The sequence below is a fragment of the Enterobacter roggenkampii genome (assembly GCF_001729805.1).
Taxonomy (GTDB): Bacteria; Pseudomonadota; Gammaproteobacteria; order Enterobacterales; family Enterobacteriaceae; genus Enterobacter; species Enterobacter roggenkampii.
The window spans coordinates 3429817-3444468 of sequence record NZ_CP017184.1 but is presented as its reverse complement, the minus strand read 5'-3'; the positions used below and the strand labels follow the sequence as shown (position 1 = coordinate 3444468).

The 14652-nt window shown below is 56.7% G+C and carries 11 protein-coding genes; 5 read left to right on the top strand and 6 right to left on the bottom strand.

The genetic code is table 11. The features are described 5' to 3' along the window. The first annotated feature begins 184 nt into the window (after nucleotides 1–184). Nucleotides 185–2425 (top strand): EAL domain-containing protein, encoded by a 2241-nt coding sequence (locus tag BFV67_RS16155; protein WP_032652955.1) that lies wholly within the window; start codon nucleotides 185–187, stop codon nucleotides 2423–2425. Nucleotides 2426–2429: 4 nt separating this feature from the next. On the opposite strand, the gene ppx is transcribed toward BFV67_RS16155, so the two are convergent. The 4 genes from ppx to purM all read right to left on the bottom strand — a co-directional run bounded on the left by ppx (nucleotide 2430) and on the right by purM (nucleotide 7912). Beyond that, nucleotides 2430–3968 carry an exopolyphosphatase gene (gene ppx, locus BFV67_RS16150; protein ID WP_008501646.1) on the bottom strand — a complete coding sequence of 513 codons (1539 nt, stop codon included), beginning with the start codon at nucleotides 3966–3968 and terminating at the stop codon, nucleotides 2430–2432. A gap of 3 nt (nucleotides 3969–3971) precedes the next feature. Next, nucleotides 3972–6032: a polyphosphate kinase 1 gene (gene ppk1 / locus BFV67_RS16145; protein ID WP_008501645.1), complete on the bottom strand. Its 2061-nt coding sequence runs from the start codon at nucleotides 6030–6032 to the stop codon at nucleotides 3972–3974. Between the two features lie 204 nt (nucleotides 6033–6236). Continuing rightward, complete coding sequence (gene purN, locus BFV67_RS16140; protein WP_021241814.1) at nucleotides 6237–6878, bottom strand: phosphoribosylglycinamide formyltransferase; 642 nt, start codon at nucleotides 6876–6878, stop codon at nucleotides 6237–6239. Beyond that, the gene (gene purM, locus BFV67_RS16135; protein WP_008501643.1) at nucleotides 6875–7912 is read right to left on the bottom strand and encodes a phosphoribosylformylglycinamidine cyclo-ligase; all 1038 of its coding nucleotides are present in this window, start codon (nucleotides 7910–7912) and stop codon (nucleotides 6875–6877) included. Before purM ends, purN begins: the two co-directional genes overlap by 4 nt. 266 nt (nucleotides 7913–8178) lie before the next feature. Between purM and BFV67_RS16130 the strand changes: the two genes are divergently transcribed. From BFV67_RS16130 to BFV67_RS16115, 4 genes are all read left to right on the top strand, one after another. Continuing rightward, entirely contained in the window at nucleotides 8179–9609 is a 1431-nt protein-coding gene (locus BFV67_RS16130; protein ID WP_021241813.1) for a 6-phospho-beta-glucosidase, read from the top strand. A gap of 215 nt (nucleotides 9610–9824) precedes the next feature. Further along, nucleotides 9825–10451 carry a uracil phosphoribosyltransferase gene (gene upp, locus BFV67_RS16125; RefSeq protein WP_008501641.1) on the top strand — a complete coding sequence of 209 codons (627 nt, stop codon included), beginning with the start codon at nucleotides 9825–9827 and terminating at the stop codon, nucleotides 10449–10451. Between the two features lie 86 nt (nucleotides 10452–10537). Then, nucleotides 10538–11827 (top strand): uracil permease, encoded by a 1290-nt coding sequence (gene uraA / locus BFV67_RS16120; protein ID WP_023294266.1) that lies wholly within the window; start codon nucleotides 10538–10540, stop codon nucleotides 11825–11827. A gap of 95 nt (nucleotides 11828–11922) precedes the next feature. Then, nucleotides 11923–12624 carry a DnaA inactivator Hda gene (locus BFV67_RS16115; protein ID WP_166792068.1) on the top strand — a complete coding sequence of 234 codons (702 nt, stop codon included), beginning with the start codon at nucleotides 11923–11925 and terminating at the stop codon, nucleotides 12622–12624. Between the two features lie 84 nt (nucleotides 12625–12708). Here BFV67_RS16115 and arsC read toward each other — a convergent pair whose 3' ends face one another. Together arsC and bepA are read right to left on the bottom strand one after the other, a co-directional pair. Further along, nucleotides 12709–13065: an arsenate reductase (glutaredoxin) gene (gene arsC, locus BFV67_RS16110; protein WP_008501638.1), complete on the bottom strand. Its 357-nt coding sequence runs from the start codon at nucleotides 13063–13065 to the stop codon at nucleotides 12709–12711. An 18-nt stretch (nucleotides 13066–13083) separates the two neighbouring features. Further along, nucleotides 13084–14547, bottom strand: coding sequence for a beta-barrel assembly-enhancing protease (gene bepA / locus BFV67_RS16105; RefSeq protein WP_021241809.1), 1464 nt, complete (start codon nucleotides 14545–14547; stop codon nucleotides 13084–13086). Nucleotides 14548–14652: the final 105 nt, after the last annotated feature.

The window sequence follows — 14652 nt, the reverse complement described above, 5'->3', positions numbered from 1 at the left end:
CAAAATTCTTCTGCAAGGCTTATTTGCGTGAAATAGTTTGATTTAAGTCAACGGATTCCCGGCTCTGATATTTAAAATCCCTCCTCCACACTGTTCACTCTGCACGTCGCGGGGTGGCGCCAGGTCAGGTTGGATGCCTGTCTTTATCTTCCCTCTGGAGAAAAAGGGGTTTAACCGGGCATCTATGAAGATTTTCGCTTTTCTGAAAAACAATAAATACCGTTGGTGGGCATTGCCGCTACTATTACCGGTGGTTTTGCTTCCCGTGCTGAGCGTGGCAAATACGTTCACGCAGCTGGGGGACGGTATCGCGGCGCTTTATTATTTACCGCTCTCCTTTTTGCTCTCGCTAATGATGTTCTTTGGCCTGGAAGCCCTTCCCGGGATCGTGTTGTCGCTGTTTATCCGCTATTACCCGTCGGTCGGGATGTTCGAAACGGTTGCCGGGGTGCTCCATTTTATTGTCCCTTTAGTCCTCAGCTGGGGCGGCTACCGGGTGTTTGCGCCCAGACGCAATATGACGGCGTACGGCGACATCCGGCTGATGGCGCAGCGCATCTTCTGGCAGGTCATCTGCCCCGCGACGCTGTTTCTGGTGCTGTTTCAGTTTGCGGTGTATCTGGGCGTGTATGAGAGTCGCCAGAGCCTCGCGGGGTTGAACCCTCTTAACATTCGTACGCTCATTAACTACCAGGCGCTGCTGGTCAGCGGGCTGACGGGCGTGCCGTTGAGCTACCTGCTGATCCGCCTGATCCGTCATCCGCGCTATATCAAAAGTCTTCTCTCGCAGATCCGTTTCCAGATAGATAAAAAGGTGACGGCCGCGGAGTTTTTGCTGTGGGCGATTGCGCTTGGCGGGCTGCTGTCGCTGCTGCTGCTCCCGATAAATGAAAACAGCTCCATCTTCACCACTAACTATACCCTGTCGCTGCTGATGCCGGTGATGCTCTGGGGCGCGATGCGTTTTGGCTATAAGCTGATTTCGCTGATCTGGACCCCGATACTGCTGGTGTCCATTCACTATTTTTACCGCTATATCCCAGTGAACGCGGGGTACGATATTCAGCTGGCGATCACCTCTTCCAGTTACCTGGTCTTTTCGTTTGTGGTGATTTATATGTCGATGCTGGCGACCCGGCAGCGCGCGGTGAACAAACACGCCCGCAGGCTGGCACTGCTCGATCCGGTTGTCCATATGCCTAACCTGCGGGCGCTGTCGCGCGATCTGGCGAAGAATCCGTGGTCGGCGCTCTGCCTGCTGCGCATTCCGGAGCTGGAAATTTTGGGCCGAAATTACGGCGTGCAGCTGCGTATTCAGTACAAACAGCAGCTGGCGCAGTGGGTTAACGGTACGCTCCAGCCCAATGAGCAGGTGTATCACCTCACCGGATATGACATGGCGGTGCGGCTCAACGCGGAATCGCACCAGCAGCGGATTGACGCCCTGGACGAGCATATCAAGCAGTTCCGCTTTGTCTGGGACGGCATGCCGCTGCAGCCGCAGGTTGGCGTAAGCTACTGCTATGTCCGGTCCCCTGTTAACCATCTTTATCTGGTGCTGGGGGAGCTGGCGGTGGTGGCCGATCTGTCACTCTCCTCTAATCACCCGGAAAATCTTCAGCAGCGCGGTGCCGTCCATTTGCAGCGCAGCCTGAAGGATAAAGTCGCGATGATGAGCCGCCTGCAGAAGGCGCTCGACAACGACGAATTCATCCTGCTGGTTCAACCCGTTCGCGGCCTGCGTGGCGATTGCTATCACGAAGTCCTGCTGCGGATGCCGGACACCAATGGGATACTGATCTCCCCCGATCAGTTCCTGCCCGTCGCGCAGGAGTTTGGTTTGTCCTCCCGGGTGGATCTGTGGGTGCTTGAGCATACGCTGCGCTTCCTGGCCGCGCATCGGGAAAGACTGCCCGGCCAGCGCTTTGCTATTAATCTGGCGCCTTCAACAGTGTGCCGGGTGCAGTTCCCGCTTGAGGTGAGCCGCGTGCTGGCGAAATACGCTATTGAGCCGTGGCAGCTGATCTTTGAAGTGACGGAGTGCAGCAACTTCTGCAACGCGGAGCAGGCGCTGCATATCCTCAGTCAGCTGCAGAAAATGGGGGTACGCATTGCGATTGATGATTTTGGTACCGGCTATGCAAGCTACGCGCGGCTAAAAAGCGTGGACGCAGATATTCTTAAAATCGACGGCGACTTCATCCGAAATATCGTCAACAACAGCCTGGATTATCAGATTGTGGCGTCTATCTGCCATCTGGCGCGCATGAAGAAGATGCTGGTGGTGGCGGAATATGTCGAGACCGAAGAGATACGTAGCGCGGTTCACGCGCTAGGTATTGATTATGTGCAGGGCTATCTGATTGGCAGACCGGCACCGCTTGAGTCACTGCTGGAAACAGAGGCGTCCTGCGCGGACGCCTGAACCGTTACGCGGCGACGTCGGCGCTCTCTTCCTCGATTTTGAGCAGCCAGCCGGTGACCGCTTCCCAGTACTGCTGCTCCTTTTCCAGGTCCAGCAGGACCAGCGCGTTCTGGCTGAACCAGTCGTGCGGGAAGCTCAACGTCCAGTGATGGTCGTCGGTTTTCAGCTTCAGCGTGGGCGGCGTGGTGGTCGCCTGACGCTGGTTATTGAGCAGCACGCCCAGACGCAGCAGCTGAATGAGCGGCAGGAACTGCTTTTTCTTAAACAGCGTGAAGCGCGGCAGGTCGTCGAGCTTGATGGCTTTGCGGTGATACCGCACCAGGGTCGCCATCATGGTTTGCTGCTCCTGGTTGAAGCCTGGCAGATCGCTGTTTTGCAAAATATAGGCCGAATGGCGGTGCATCCCGCTATGGTTGATGTTCAGCCCCACCTCGTGCAGCATCGCGGCCCATTTCAGCAGCGCGGCAAGCTGCGGGTGCGCGAGCTTCGGATTCTGCTCTTCCCACTGTTCATACATCTGCACCGTGGTGTCCAGCACGCGCTTCGCCTGCTCGCGGTCGATGTTGTACTGGTTGGCCAGGCTTTGCGCGGTGCGGCTGCGAATATCCTGATGGCGGAAGCGGCCTTCCATTTCGTACAGCACGCCTTCGCGCAGCGCGCCGTCGGACAGGCGCAGCTCTTTAATGGCCAGCGCATCAAACACGCCGCAGAGAATGGCCAGCCCCGGCACGAAGACCGCCTTACGCTCGTCGGAAAGCCCCGGCAGGCTTAAGGCGTCAAAACTTTTATGCTTCAGCACTTCGTCGGTCAGCAGCGTCAGGCGTTCGGGCGTGATGAACCCATCTTTTTCACCCATTGCCAGCAGCACTTCATGCGCTGCCTTGATGGTGCCCGACGCGCCCAGCGCCACGTTCCAGCCCTGAATGCGGTACTGCCAGGCCAGGTTTTCCAGCTTCTGGACAGCCGCCATACGTGCACGCTGGAAGTTCTCGCGGGTGATGGTGCCGCCCGGGAAATACATCTGCGCGAAGCTGACGCAGCCCATGCGGCGGCTTTCCACCAGGCGAGGCTCAAAGTCTTCGCCGATCACAAGCTCCGTAGAACCGCCGCCGATGTCGATCACCAGCTTGCGCCCTTTTTCCGGCTGGGTGTGCTCGACGCCCATGAAGATCAGACGCGCTTCCTCGTTACCGGAGATGATCTCAATCGGGTAGGGGATCACCTTTTCGGCCCGCTTGAGAAACTCTGGCGCGTTCAGCGCCTGACGCAGGGTGTGGGTGCCCACGATGCATACGCTGGAGGGCGAGAAGCCCTGCAAGCGTTCAGCAAACAGCGACAGGCAGTTTAACCCGCGCTCCATCGCCTCTTCGCTGAGCATGCTGCGTTCATCAAGGCCATCCGCCAGGTGTACGCGCTGCTTCAGACGACCGATGATCTGCAGCGCGCCATCCACCTCACGGGCGATGACCATGTGGAAACTGTTAGAGCCAAGATCGACCGCGGCGAATTCCTGCGGGCGTGGGGTCTTATCATTTATCGGCATAGGTTAATCGGGTTGCTCGAGTGATTTGATATAGTCGTAAATCGCCAGTTGCGACCGCACTTTACGGCGGTTGCCGCGCGGTACATAGCGGTTACTGAGTTCTTTGTCGATATAGCGCGCCTTCACCGTATCGCTGAACAGGATCTCTATAATGTCGAGAATACGCTGTTTCAGACGCGGATCCAGCAGCGGGGTTGCGACTTCAATTCGGTAGTCAATATTGCGCGTCATCCAGTCTGCCGAAGAGAGATAGACCTGTTTGTCGCCTGCATTATCGAAAATATAGACCCGATCGTGTTCCAGGTAACGGTCAACAATGCTGATGACCCGAATATTGTCGCTGATGCCTTCCAGTTCCGGGATCAGCGAGCACATGCCGCGGATCAGCAGGTTAACCGGTACGCCAGAGCTGGACGCGGCGTACAGCCTGTCCACCAGTCCTTTGTCGACCAGATTGTTAAGCTTCAGGGTGATGCCGGACGACAGCCCTTTCTGGGCATTGGCAATCTCTTTATCAATCATATCGTACAGCAGACGGCGCGAGTTCTGCGGCGAGACCAGCAGATAGTCGAAGCTGACAGGGCGGTACGGGTTCTCAATGAAGTTAAAGACCCGGCGTACCTCGTTGGTGATGCGCGCATCGGCGGTCAGCAGCGAGTAGTCGGTATAAATTCGCGCCGTTTTCTCGTTGAAGTTCCCGGTACCGATGTGGGCATAGCGCACCACGTCGTCGCCCTCTTTACGGGAGATCAGGAACAGCTTGGCGTGAATTTTCAGACCCGGCGCGGAGAAGATCACGTGCACGCCCGCTTCCGTCAGACGGCGCGCCCAGTGAATGTTCGCCTCTTCGTCGAAGCGCGCCTGCAGCTCAACCACCACGGTCACTTTTTTGCCGTTGTGCGCGGCGTGGATCATCGCATCGATGATGCGGGAATCTTTTGCCACGCGGTAGATGTTGATTTTGATCGCCAGCACGCTCGGGTCGAACGAGGCCTGTCGCAGCAGCTCCAGCACGTGTTCAAACGTGTGATACGGATAGTAGAGCAGAACATCGCGCTCGCGAATGGCGTCGAACCCGTTGCGGAATTTATCAAACCACAGATGGCGCAGGCGCGGCAGCGGCTTGTTCACCAGATTGGCCTTGCCGACGTTCGGGAAGCCAATGAAGTCTTTAAAGTTGTGGTAACGGCCGCCCGGCACGATGGAGTCATAGCGCGAAATGGTCAGCTTCTCGCGCAGCATTTCTACCATGGCGTCCGGCATATCGCGCTGATAAACAAAGCGCACCGGCTCGGCCGTCAGGCGTTGTTTCAGGCTGGAGGACATCAGCTCCATCAGGCTGGCCTCCATCTCGTGCACCAGGTCATATTCGGCGTCACGGGTCATCTTCATCGAGTAGGCGTTTAACGCATCGTAATCGAAGAAGCCTTTGAAAATGTCGTCGAGACAGTAGCGCAGGATGTTGTCCAGCAGGATCATCGGCTTGCGTCTGCGCGGGGTTTCCGGCGGCAGGTTCACGAAGCGCGGGACCTTGTCGGACGGGATCTCCAGCAGCGCGTAGCGAATGGATTCACCGCGAATAATTTCTACGGCCAGATAGGTGTAGTCATCTTTCAGGAACTGCACCAGATCGGTTTCGCGGTTGATGAGAATCGGGGTAATGTGCTGGCGCAGGTACTGTTTAAAATAGTGGCGCAGCCAGTTTTGTTGGTTAACGGAAAGCTGACGTTCGTTAATCAGGAAGATTTGATTGCGCGCCATCTCCAGCAGCAGTTCGTTATACAGGCCGTCAAATTCCTGATCGGCTTTCAACACGCGGGACTGGATTTTGCCCAGCAGATGCCGCGAGTGAGAGTTTAAGCCCTGTTCTTCACTGATGATGATCCGTCTTTTCAGCTCGGCAAAGCGAACCTTGTAGAACTCATCCAGGTTGTTGGAATAGATGCCCAAAAAACGCATGCGTTCGATCAGCGGGTTACTTTTGTCAGCCGCTTCCTGGAGTACACGTTCGTTAAATGCTAACCAGCTTAGCTCTTTCTCGATATATAACTTTTCCTGACCCATTACAGCTCACACTCCAGTTCAATCACAGGACGTGGTAAATCCGTCTCGTCCTTATTATGGCGAGCATTTCCACGATATGTCCAACAGTGCCAGAAAAGTATGACAGTTATTTTTTTTGTTGGGGAATTTAGAAGGTTGGAGAAGGGAATATCGGGTAATGCAAGGTAGATGTCGGGTAAGCGCGGCGCCACCCGACATAACAAACTACTCTTCCGCCGCATGGCCCTGCGGGGGTAACTTCACGCCATCCAGCCAGGCAGCGCCGTCGCGCATTTCGAGACGCCCGTCGACAAACCAGCTTACCACCAGCGGGTAAATGGCGTGTTCCTGGGTCTGCACGCGTTCGGTCACGTCTTCTTCGCTGTCGCCGTCAAAGACCGGGACTTTGGCCTGCAGGATCACCGGACCGCCGTCCAGCTCGTCGGTCACGAAATGCACGGAGGTGCCGTGCTCCTCATCGCCGTTTTCCAGAACCTGACGATGGGTGTGCAGGCCGGGATATTTCGGCAGAAGAGAAGGGTGAATATTCAGCAGACGTCCGGCGTAGTGCGCAACAAAAGCCGGGCTCAGGATGCGCATATAGCCCGCCAGCACCACCACGTCAGGCGCGTAGGCGTCAATCTCCTGCACCAGCTCGCGGTCAAAGGCTTCACGCCCGGCGAACTGGCTGGCTTCCAGCGCGTGCGCAGGAATGTTCGCTTCCCGCGCGCGCTCAAGGCCGAACGCGTCGGCCTTGTTGCTGAATACTGCCCGAATGGTGCCGTTGATTTTCTTCTGTTTGCAGGCGTCAATGATGGCCTGCAAATTGCTTCCGTTGCCGGAAATGAGCACCACGATGTTTTTCATTCAATGACCACACGCTGTTCGGAATCGGAGGCTTTAATCGTACCGATTTTCCACGCGTTTTCACCTTTTTCGGTCAGCAGTTTAACCGCTTTATCCGCTTCGCTTGCTGGCAGGGCGATAACCATGCCCACGCCGCAGTTAAAGGTGCGGTACATTTCGTGAGAGCTCACGTTGCCTGCGGTCTGCAGCCAGTTAAAGACGGCCGGCCACTGCCATGAGGATTCGTCGATCACCGCCTGGGTGTTGTCCGGCAGGACGCGCGGGATGTTTTCCCAGAAGCCGCCGCCGGTCAGGTGGGCGATAGCGTGCACGTCAACATTCTCAATCAGTTCCAGCACGTTCTTCACGTAAATACGGGTTGGGGCCAGCAGGTGGTCGGCCAGCGGTTTGCCGTCCAGCTCGGTGGTCAGCGGGTCGCAGCCGCTCACTTCGAGGATTTTACGTACCAGAGAGTAACCGTTAGAGTGCGGGCCGCTGGAGGCCAGTGCGATCAGCACATCGCCATCGGCCACTTTGCTGCCGTCGATAATTTCTGATTTTTCTACTACGCCGACGCAGAAGCCCGCGACGTCATAATCTTCGCCGTGGTACATGCCCGGCATTTCAGCGGTTTCACCGCCAACCAGCGCACAGCCGGACTGCAGACAGCCTTCGGCGATACCGTTAATGACGCTGGCCGCGGTATCCACGTCCAGTTTGCCGGTCGCGTAGTAATCGAGGAAGAACAGCGGCTCTGCGCCCTGAACCACCAGGTCATTCACACACATCGCGACCAGATCGATACCGATCGTGTCGTGACGTTTTAAATCCATCGCCAGGCGCAGCTTGGTGCCTACACCGTCAGTACCCGAGACCAGAACAGGTTCACGATATTTTTGCGGCAGCGCGCACAGTGCGCCGAATCCACCCAGACCACCCATCACTTCCGGGCGGCGGGTTTTCTTCACCACACCTTTGATTCGGTCAACCAGCGCATTACCTGCGTCAATATCAACACCGGCATCTTTGTAGCTGAGAGAAGTTTTGTTGGTCACGGCTCAAGTCCCCACGCGATTGCATAGCTAGTAAGAAAAATCGGCGCAATTCTAACAGTCCAGGCAAACGTTTGCGAGCCTATTCTCGGTGCGGGGATCTTTTTTTCTCTCTGGCTTAGGCAGGGCGACAAACTTGACTCTGTTCACGAAAATGAAACCGGTTTCGGCGTTCTGCTTGCAACGGCTATCCCCTTTGCACATCATCGAACTGAAACCGGTTTCTGTAATTGTTTTTGCAGAAAATAACGCAGAATGAGGGAAAGCAAATGTCAGGATTTAAAGCAGATTTTCTGTGGGGTGGTGCCGTTGCGGCGCATCAGCTTGAGGGCGGCTGGAAAGAGGGCGGCAAGGGCGTTAGCGTTGCCGATGTGATGACGGCGGGCGCGCACGGCGTACCGCGCGAAATCACCAACGGCGTGCTTGAGGGGAAAAATTACCCTAACCATGAAGCCATCGATTTCTACCACCGCTATAAAGAAGACATCAAACTCTTTGCCGAGATGGGGTTCAAATGCTTCCGTACCTCCATCGCCTGGACACGTATCTTCCCGAAAGGTGACGAGCTTGAGCCGAACGAGGCCGGTCTGAAATTCTATGACGATCTGTTCGACGAGTGCCTGAAGTACGGCATCGAACCGGTTATTACGCTTTCCCACTTCGAGATGCCTTTCCACCTGGTCACGGAATACGGCGGCTGGCGCAACCGTAAGCTGATCGACTTCTTCGTTCGTTTTGCGAAAGTGGTTTTCCAGCGCTATCAGCATAAAGTGAAGTACTGGATGACCTTTAACGAGATCAACAACCAGGCCAACTTCCATGAAGATTTTGCGCCGTTTACCAACTCCGGGCTGAAGTACGCGCCGGGTGAAGATCGTGAGCCGGTGATGTTCCAGGCCGCGCACTATGAACTGGTGGCCAGCGCCCTGGCGGTGAAGGCGGGGCGCGAGATTAACCCGTCCCTGCAGATCGGCTGCATGATTGCCATGTGCCCCATCTACCCGCTGACCTGCGCGCCGGACGACATGATGATGGCGATGAACGCCATGCACCGCCGCTACTGGTTCACCGACGTCCATGTGCGCGGCAAGTATCCGCAGCATCTGCTCAACTACTTTGAACGTCGCGGCTTCGCGCTGGATATCACCGAAGAAGATAAAGTCGCGCTGACGCAGGGCTGCGTGGATTACATCGGGTTTAGCTATTATATGTCCTTCGCCACCAAGGCGACGGCGGACAACCCGCAGCTGGACTATGACGAGAGCAAGAGCCTGGTCTCTAACCCGTACGTGCAGAAATCTGACTGGGGCTGGCAGATTGACCCGGTGGGGCTGCGCTACTCCCTCAACTGGTTCTGGGATCACTACCAGCTGCCGCTGTTTATCGTTGAAAACGGCTTTGGCGCAATCGACGTGCAGGAGAGCGACGGCACGGTGAACGACCAGTACCGCATTGATTACCTCGCCGCGCACATCCGCGAGATGAAAAAAGCCGTGGTGGAAGACGGAGTGGATCTGATGGGCTACACCCCGTGGGGCTGCATCGACCTGGTGTCTGCCGGAACGGGCGAAATGAAAAAACGCTACGGCTTTATCTTTGTCGATAAAGACAATGAAGGCAACGGCACGCTGAACCGCAGCAAGAAGAAATCGTTCGACTGGTATAAGCAGGTGATTGCGAGCAACGGCGATAACCTGTAATTGTCGGGTGGCGCTAACGCTTACCCGACCTACACTACACGTAGGCCCGCGTAAGCGTAGCGCCACCGGGCAGAACCTCGCACTTAAGCCGGAGACCTGTCTCCGGTTTTTTGTCTTTGCTTGATCCCTGTCAAGCAACATGGGTATGGCGCAATCCGAAAAAAGCGGTATAATCCCGCGATTTTTTTGCGGATGCCATTCAGAGGAGAAAGAGAATGAAGATTGTGGAAGTGAAACACCCACTCGTTAAACACAAGTTGGGCCTGATGCGTGAGCATGACATCAGCACGAAGCGTTTTCGCGAACTGGCCTCTGAAGTCGGCAGCCTGCTGACTTACGAAGCGACCTCCGATCTGGAGACAGAAAAAGTCACCATCGAAGGCTGGAACGGCCCGGTGCAGGTTGAGCAGATCAAAGGTAAGAAAATTACCGTTGTGCCAATCCTGCGTGCCGGTCTCGGCATGATGGAAGGCGTGCTGGAGCATGTGCCAAGCGCGCGCATCAGCGTGGTGGGGATCTACCGTAACGAAGAAACCCTCGAGCCGGTTCCTTACTTCCAGAAGCTGGTGTCCAACATCGACGAGCGTATGGCGCTGGTGGTTGACCCGATGCTGGCAACCGGCGGTTCAATGATTGCCACTATCGACCTGCTGAAAAAAGCGGGCTGCAGCAGCATTAAAGTGCTGGTGCTGGTTGCGGCACCGGAAGGGATCGCGGCACTGGAAAAAGCGCACCCGGACGTTGAGCTGTATACCGCCTCTATCGACCAGGGCCTGAACGAGCACGGGTACATCATCCCGGGGCTCGGCGATGCCGGCGATAAGATCTTTGGTACGAAATAATCGAATAACGATAAATAAGCCGACTTTGATAGTCGGCTTTTTTTTGAATAAAACACCAACAACGATACTACTCAGAGGAAAACACTATGACGCGCCGTGCTATCGGGGTGAGTGAAAGACCGCCGCTTTTACAGACTATCCCGCTTAGTTTGCAGCACCTGTTCGCCATGTTTGGCGCAACCGTGCTGGTGCCAATCCTGTTCCACATTAACCCGGCTACCGTACTGCTGTTCAACGGCATCGGTACGCTGCTGTATCTCTTTATCTGTAAAGGCAAAATCCCGGCGTATCTCGGGTCGAGCTTCGCCTTTATCTCTCCGGTGTTATTGTTGCTGCCGCTGGGCTATGAGGTCGCGCTGGGCGGCTTTATCATGTGTGGCGTGCTGTTCTGCCTGGTCTCCTTCATCGTGAAGAAAGCCGGTACCGGCTGGCTGGACGTGATGTTCCCCCCTGCGGCGATGGGCGCCATCGTGGCCGTCATCGGTCTTGAGCTGGCGGGCGTGGCGGCGAATATGGCCGGCCTGCTGCCAGCAGACGGCCAGTCACCGGATTCCAAAACCATTATCATCTCGCTGGTGACCCTGGGCGTAACGGTCTTTGGCTCCGTGCTGTTCCGCGGCTTTATGGCGATTATCCCGATCCTGATCGGCGTGCTGGCGGGCTATGCGCTCTCCTTTATGATGGGCGTGGTGGATACCACCCCGATTGCGCAGGCGCACTGGTTCGCGCTGCCTACCTTCTATACGCCGCGCTTCGAATGGTTTGCGATTTTCACCATTCTGCCTGCGGCGCTGGTGGTGATTGCAGAGCACGTCGGCCACCTGGTGGTGACGGCAAACATTGTCAAACGTGACCTGATCCGCGACCCGGGCCTGCACCGCTCCATGTTTGCGAACGGTTTCTCCACCATCATCTCCGGTTTCTTTGGGTCTACGCCAAACACCACCTACGGTGAAAACATCGGCGTGATGGCGATTACCCGCGTTTACAGCACCTGGGTTATCGGCGGCGCGGCGATCATCGCCATTCTGCTCTCCTGCGTCGGCAAGCTGGCGGCAGCGATTCAGATCATCCCGGTGCCGGTGATGGGCGGCGTGTCTCTGCTGCTGTACGGGGTAATCGGTGCCTCCGGTATTCGCGTGCTGATTGAATCCAAAGTGGATTACAGCAAAGCGCAGAACCTGATCCTGACGTCGGTGATCCTGATTATCGGCGTGAGCGGCGCGAAGGTGCACATCGGGGCGGCCGAGCTGAAAGGCATGGCGCTGGCGACCATCGTCGGCGTGGGCCTGAGCCTCATTTTCAAGCTGATCTCCGTGATCCGCCCGGAAGAGGTGGTGCTGGACGCTGACGAAAGCGAAAAAGCGTCACAGTGATCCTTTAACCGGGCGGACGATCCGCCCGGTTCTCTCCTTGCAGGTTCCGTGTTAAACTCCATGCCGATTTTATGTCAGATCTGGTTGAGGTACTTCTGAACGGACCGGCACAGCTCTCTCTGCCACTCTATCTCCCTGACGACGAAACGTTTGCAAGTTTCTGGCCGGGTGATAACCCCTCTTTACTGGCTGCACTGCAAAACGTGCTGCGTCAGGAACACAGCGGATACATCTATATCTGGTCACGCGAAGGTGCGGGGCGCAGCCATCTGCTGCATGCCGCCTGTGCGGAGCTCTCTGCGCGCGGTGATGCGGTAGGCTACGTGCCGCTGGATAAACGAACCTGGTTTGTCCCTGAGGTGCTGGAGGGGATGGAACATCTCTCCCTGGTCTGCATCGATAACATCGAATGCGTGGCGGGGGATGAGCCGTGGGAAATGGCGATCTTTAACCTCTACAACCGCATTCTGGAATCGGGCAAAACCCGGCTGCTGATCACTGGCGATCGCCCGCCTCGACAGCTGAATCTGGGCCTGCCGGATCTGGCGTCTCGCCTGGACTGGGGACAAATCTACAAGCTCCAGCCGCTGTCGGATGAAGATAAGCTTCAGGCGCTACAGCTGCGTGCAAAGCAGCGTGGGTTTGAGCTGCCGGAAGACGTGGGCCGTTTCCTGCTGAAGCGGCTGGACCGCGAAATGCGCACGCTGTTCGACACGCTGGATCAGCTCGATCGCGCCTCGATTACCGCCCAGCGCAAGCTGACCATTCCGTTTGTGAAAGATATTCTGAAGCTATAGTTGTGCCGGGTGGCGGCTGCGCCTTACCCGGCCTACATATGGCACCCGTAGGCCCGGTAAGCGCAGCGCCACCGGGCGAAACCATCAGAGGATCTCGAGCACGTCTTCCGGCGGGCGTCCAATGCGCGCCTGGCCGTTCGCCACCACAATCGGGCGCTCAATCAGCTTTGGATTTTCAACCATCGCCTGTATCAGCCGATCCTCTGAGAGACGGTCGTCATTCAGGTTAAGCGACGTATACAGATCTTCTTTCTTGCGCATCAGATCCCGTGCACTGCCCATGCCCAGCATATGCAGCAGCTGGCGGAGGGTTTGCGCGTCCGGTGGGGTGTCGAGGTACAGCACCACCTCCGGCTCCACGCCGTTAGACTTCAACAGGCTCAGGGTATCGCGGCTCTTGGAGCAGCGCGGGTTGTGATAAATTTTTACGGCGTCTGTCATGACGTGAATTCTCCTTGATTACATCTTCTCGTACGGCTTGAAGCGCTGCTGCAGGCCGCGAAGCTGATCGATACGCGCGTCGTATCGGGCCTGCTGGAGGCTGCCGAGTTTGACCTGCGAGCTGGCGCTGCTGAGCGCGGAAATGGCCTGATCGAGGCGGCCCACCAGGGCAAAGCCTTCGGCACGCGCCGCGAGCTCCTGGTCGCGGTTGCCAAGCTGGGCTTCCGCCTGAGCGAGCAGATCCCAGCCGTTTTGATCGTCTTTATTGTTAAAGGTGTAACGGTTCAGGATGGTCGCCGCTTCACCCGGCTGGCCGCCCTGCAGGTAAGCGTTCGCCAGGTTAAGCTGCAGCACCGGGTTGGTACGGACGTCTTTCGCCCCTTTCAGGCGGTTAATCGCATCGGCAGGCTTCTTCTGCCCCAGATCGATATCCGTCGACAGATCGAGATACCACGGGTTGTTCGGGTCGGCAGCCAGAAGCGGTTGCAGCGCTTTACGCGCCTCGTCGTATTTGCTGGCTTCCATCGCCTGGAGCGCCTGACCATACTGCGCGGCGTTTTTCTCACGCACGTTGCCTTTCGCCAGGGCATCCAGCAGGTCGCTGGTGAGCTGGTTACGTCCGGAATTGTACATCCCCAGCGTTCTCACTTTCGCCATGTAGAAATCCTGCGAAGACTGGACCACGACCGGGCGCATCTGGTTGGCACGGTTACGCGCGTCCGACAGACGGCTTTCAGGCAGCGGGTGCGTGAGCAAAATTTCCGGTGGGCGGGAAGAATAACGCGCCTGATCGAGCAGTTTTTCGAGGAAGCTCGGCATGGCCTGCGGGTCAAAGCCTGAGCGCTGTAAAACCTGGATGCCGATACGGTCCGCTTCCTGTTCGTTTTGTTGGGTAAAGCTGATCATCCCCTGGCGCGTTCCGGCCAGCGTACCGGTCAGCGCCGCCATCCCGGCCTGCGGGCTGGCCATCGCCAGCAGAATGGAACCCAGTGCGCCCACCCAGGTGAGGGGAGCGTTACGTTTCTGGTCTTCCATCGCACGCGCCAGGTGCCGCTGGGTGACGTGCGAAATTTCGTGCGCCATGACCGAGGCCAGCTGGCTTTCGTTGTCCGAATAACGGAATAACGCCGAATGCAGCACCACGTTACCGCCAAAGAAGGCGAAGGCGTTGATTTCGTCATTATTGATTAAATAGAAATGGAAGGGGGTTTTTACCGAGTCGGCGTGCGCTACCAGGCGCATTCCCAGCCCGTTTATGTACTGTACCAGCAAAGGGTCGTTAATCAGCGGGGCGCTGCCGCGCAGCTGGCGAACATAATAGTCGCCCATTTGCATCTCTTGCCCAATAGAGAGCGTGCTTCCTGCCGTGGTGCCCATGTCCGGCAATGTATCGGACGAGTCAGCAAAAGCGGGCAACACCTGACCGACCGTCACCGCGGCAATCAGTGTTGCAACCAGTGTTTTTCTCAACTGCCTGAACATAACCACTGTCCTGTATGTTAGATGTGCTAGTTTGACCGATGAACCGGCATATCGTTCATCTCTGCTGCCCTGCGAGTGTAGCCGTGTTGTAGCATGAAGAAAATC

What these genes read in the sequence shown, in the direction of transcription:
- uraA (WP_023294266.1), top strand. Translation starts at nt 10,538, where the DNA reads ATGACGCGCCGTGCTATCGGGGTGAGTGAAAGACCGCCGCTTTTACAG.
- upp (WP_008501641.1), top strand. Translation starts at nt 9,825, where the DNA reads ATGAAGATTGTGGAAGTGAAACACCCACTCGTTAAACACAAGTTGGGC.
- BFV67_RS16155 (WP_032652955.1), top strand. Translation starts at nt 185, where the DNA reads ATGAAGATTTTCGCTTTTCTGAAAAACAATAAATACCGTTGGTGGGCA.
- bepA (WP_021241809.1), bottom strand. Translation starts at nt 14,547, where the DNA reads ATGTTCAGGCAGTTGAGAAAAACACTGGTTGCAACACTGATTGCCGCG.
- ppx (WP_008501646.1), bottom strand. Translation starts at nt 3,968, where the DNA reads ATGCCGATAAATGATAAGACCCCACGCCCGCAGGAATTCGCCGCGGTC.
- ppk1 (WP_008501645.1), bottom strand. Translation starts at nt 6,032, where the DNA reads ATGGGTCAGGAAAAGTTATATATCGAGAAAGAGCTAAGCTGGTTAGCA.
- purN (WP_021241814.1), bottom strand. Translation starts at nt 6,878, where the DNA reads ATGAAAAACATCGTGGTGCTCATTTCCGGCAACGGAAGCAATTTGCAG.
- BFV67_RS16130 (WP_021241813.1), top strand. Translation starts at nt 8,179, where the DNA reads ATGTCAGGATTTAAAGCAGATTTTCTGTGGGGTGGTGCCGTTGCGGCG.
- arsC (WP_008501638.1), bottom strand. Translation starts at nt 13,065, where the DNA reads ATGACAGACGCCGTAAAAATTTATCACAACCCGCGCTGCTCCAAGAGC.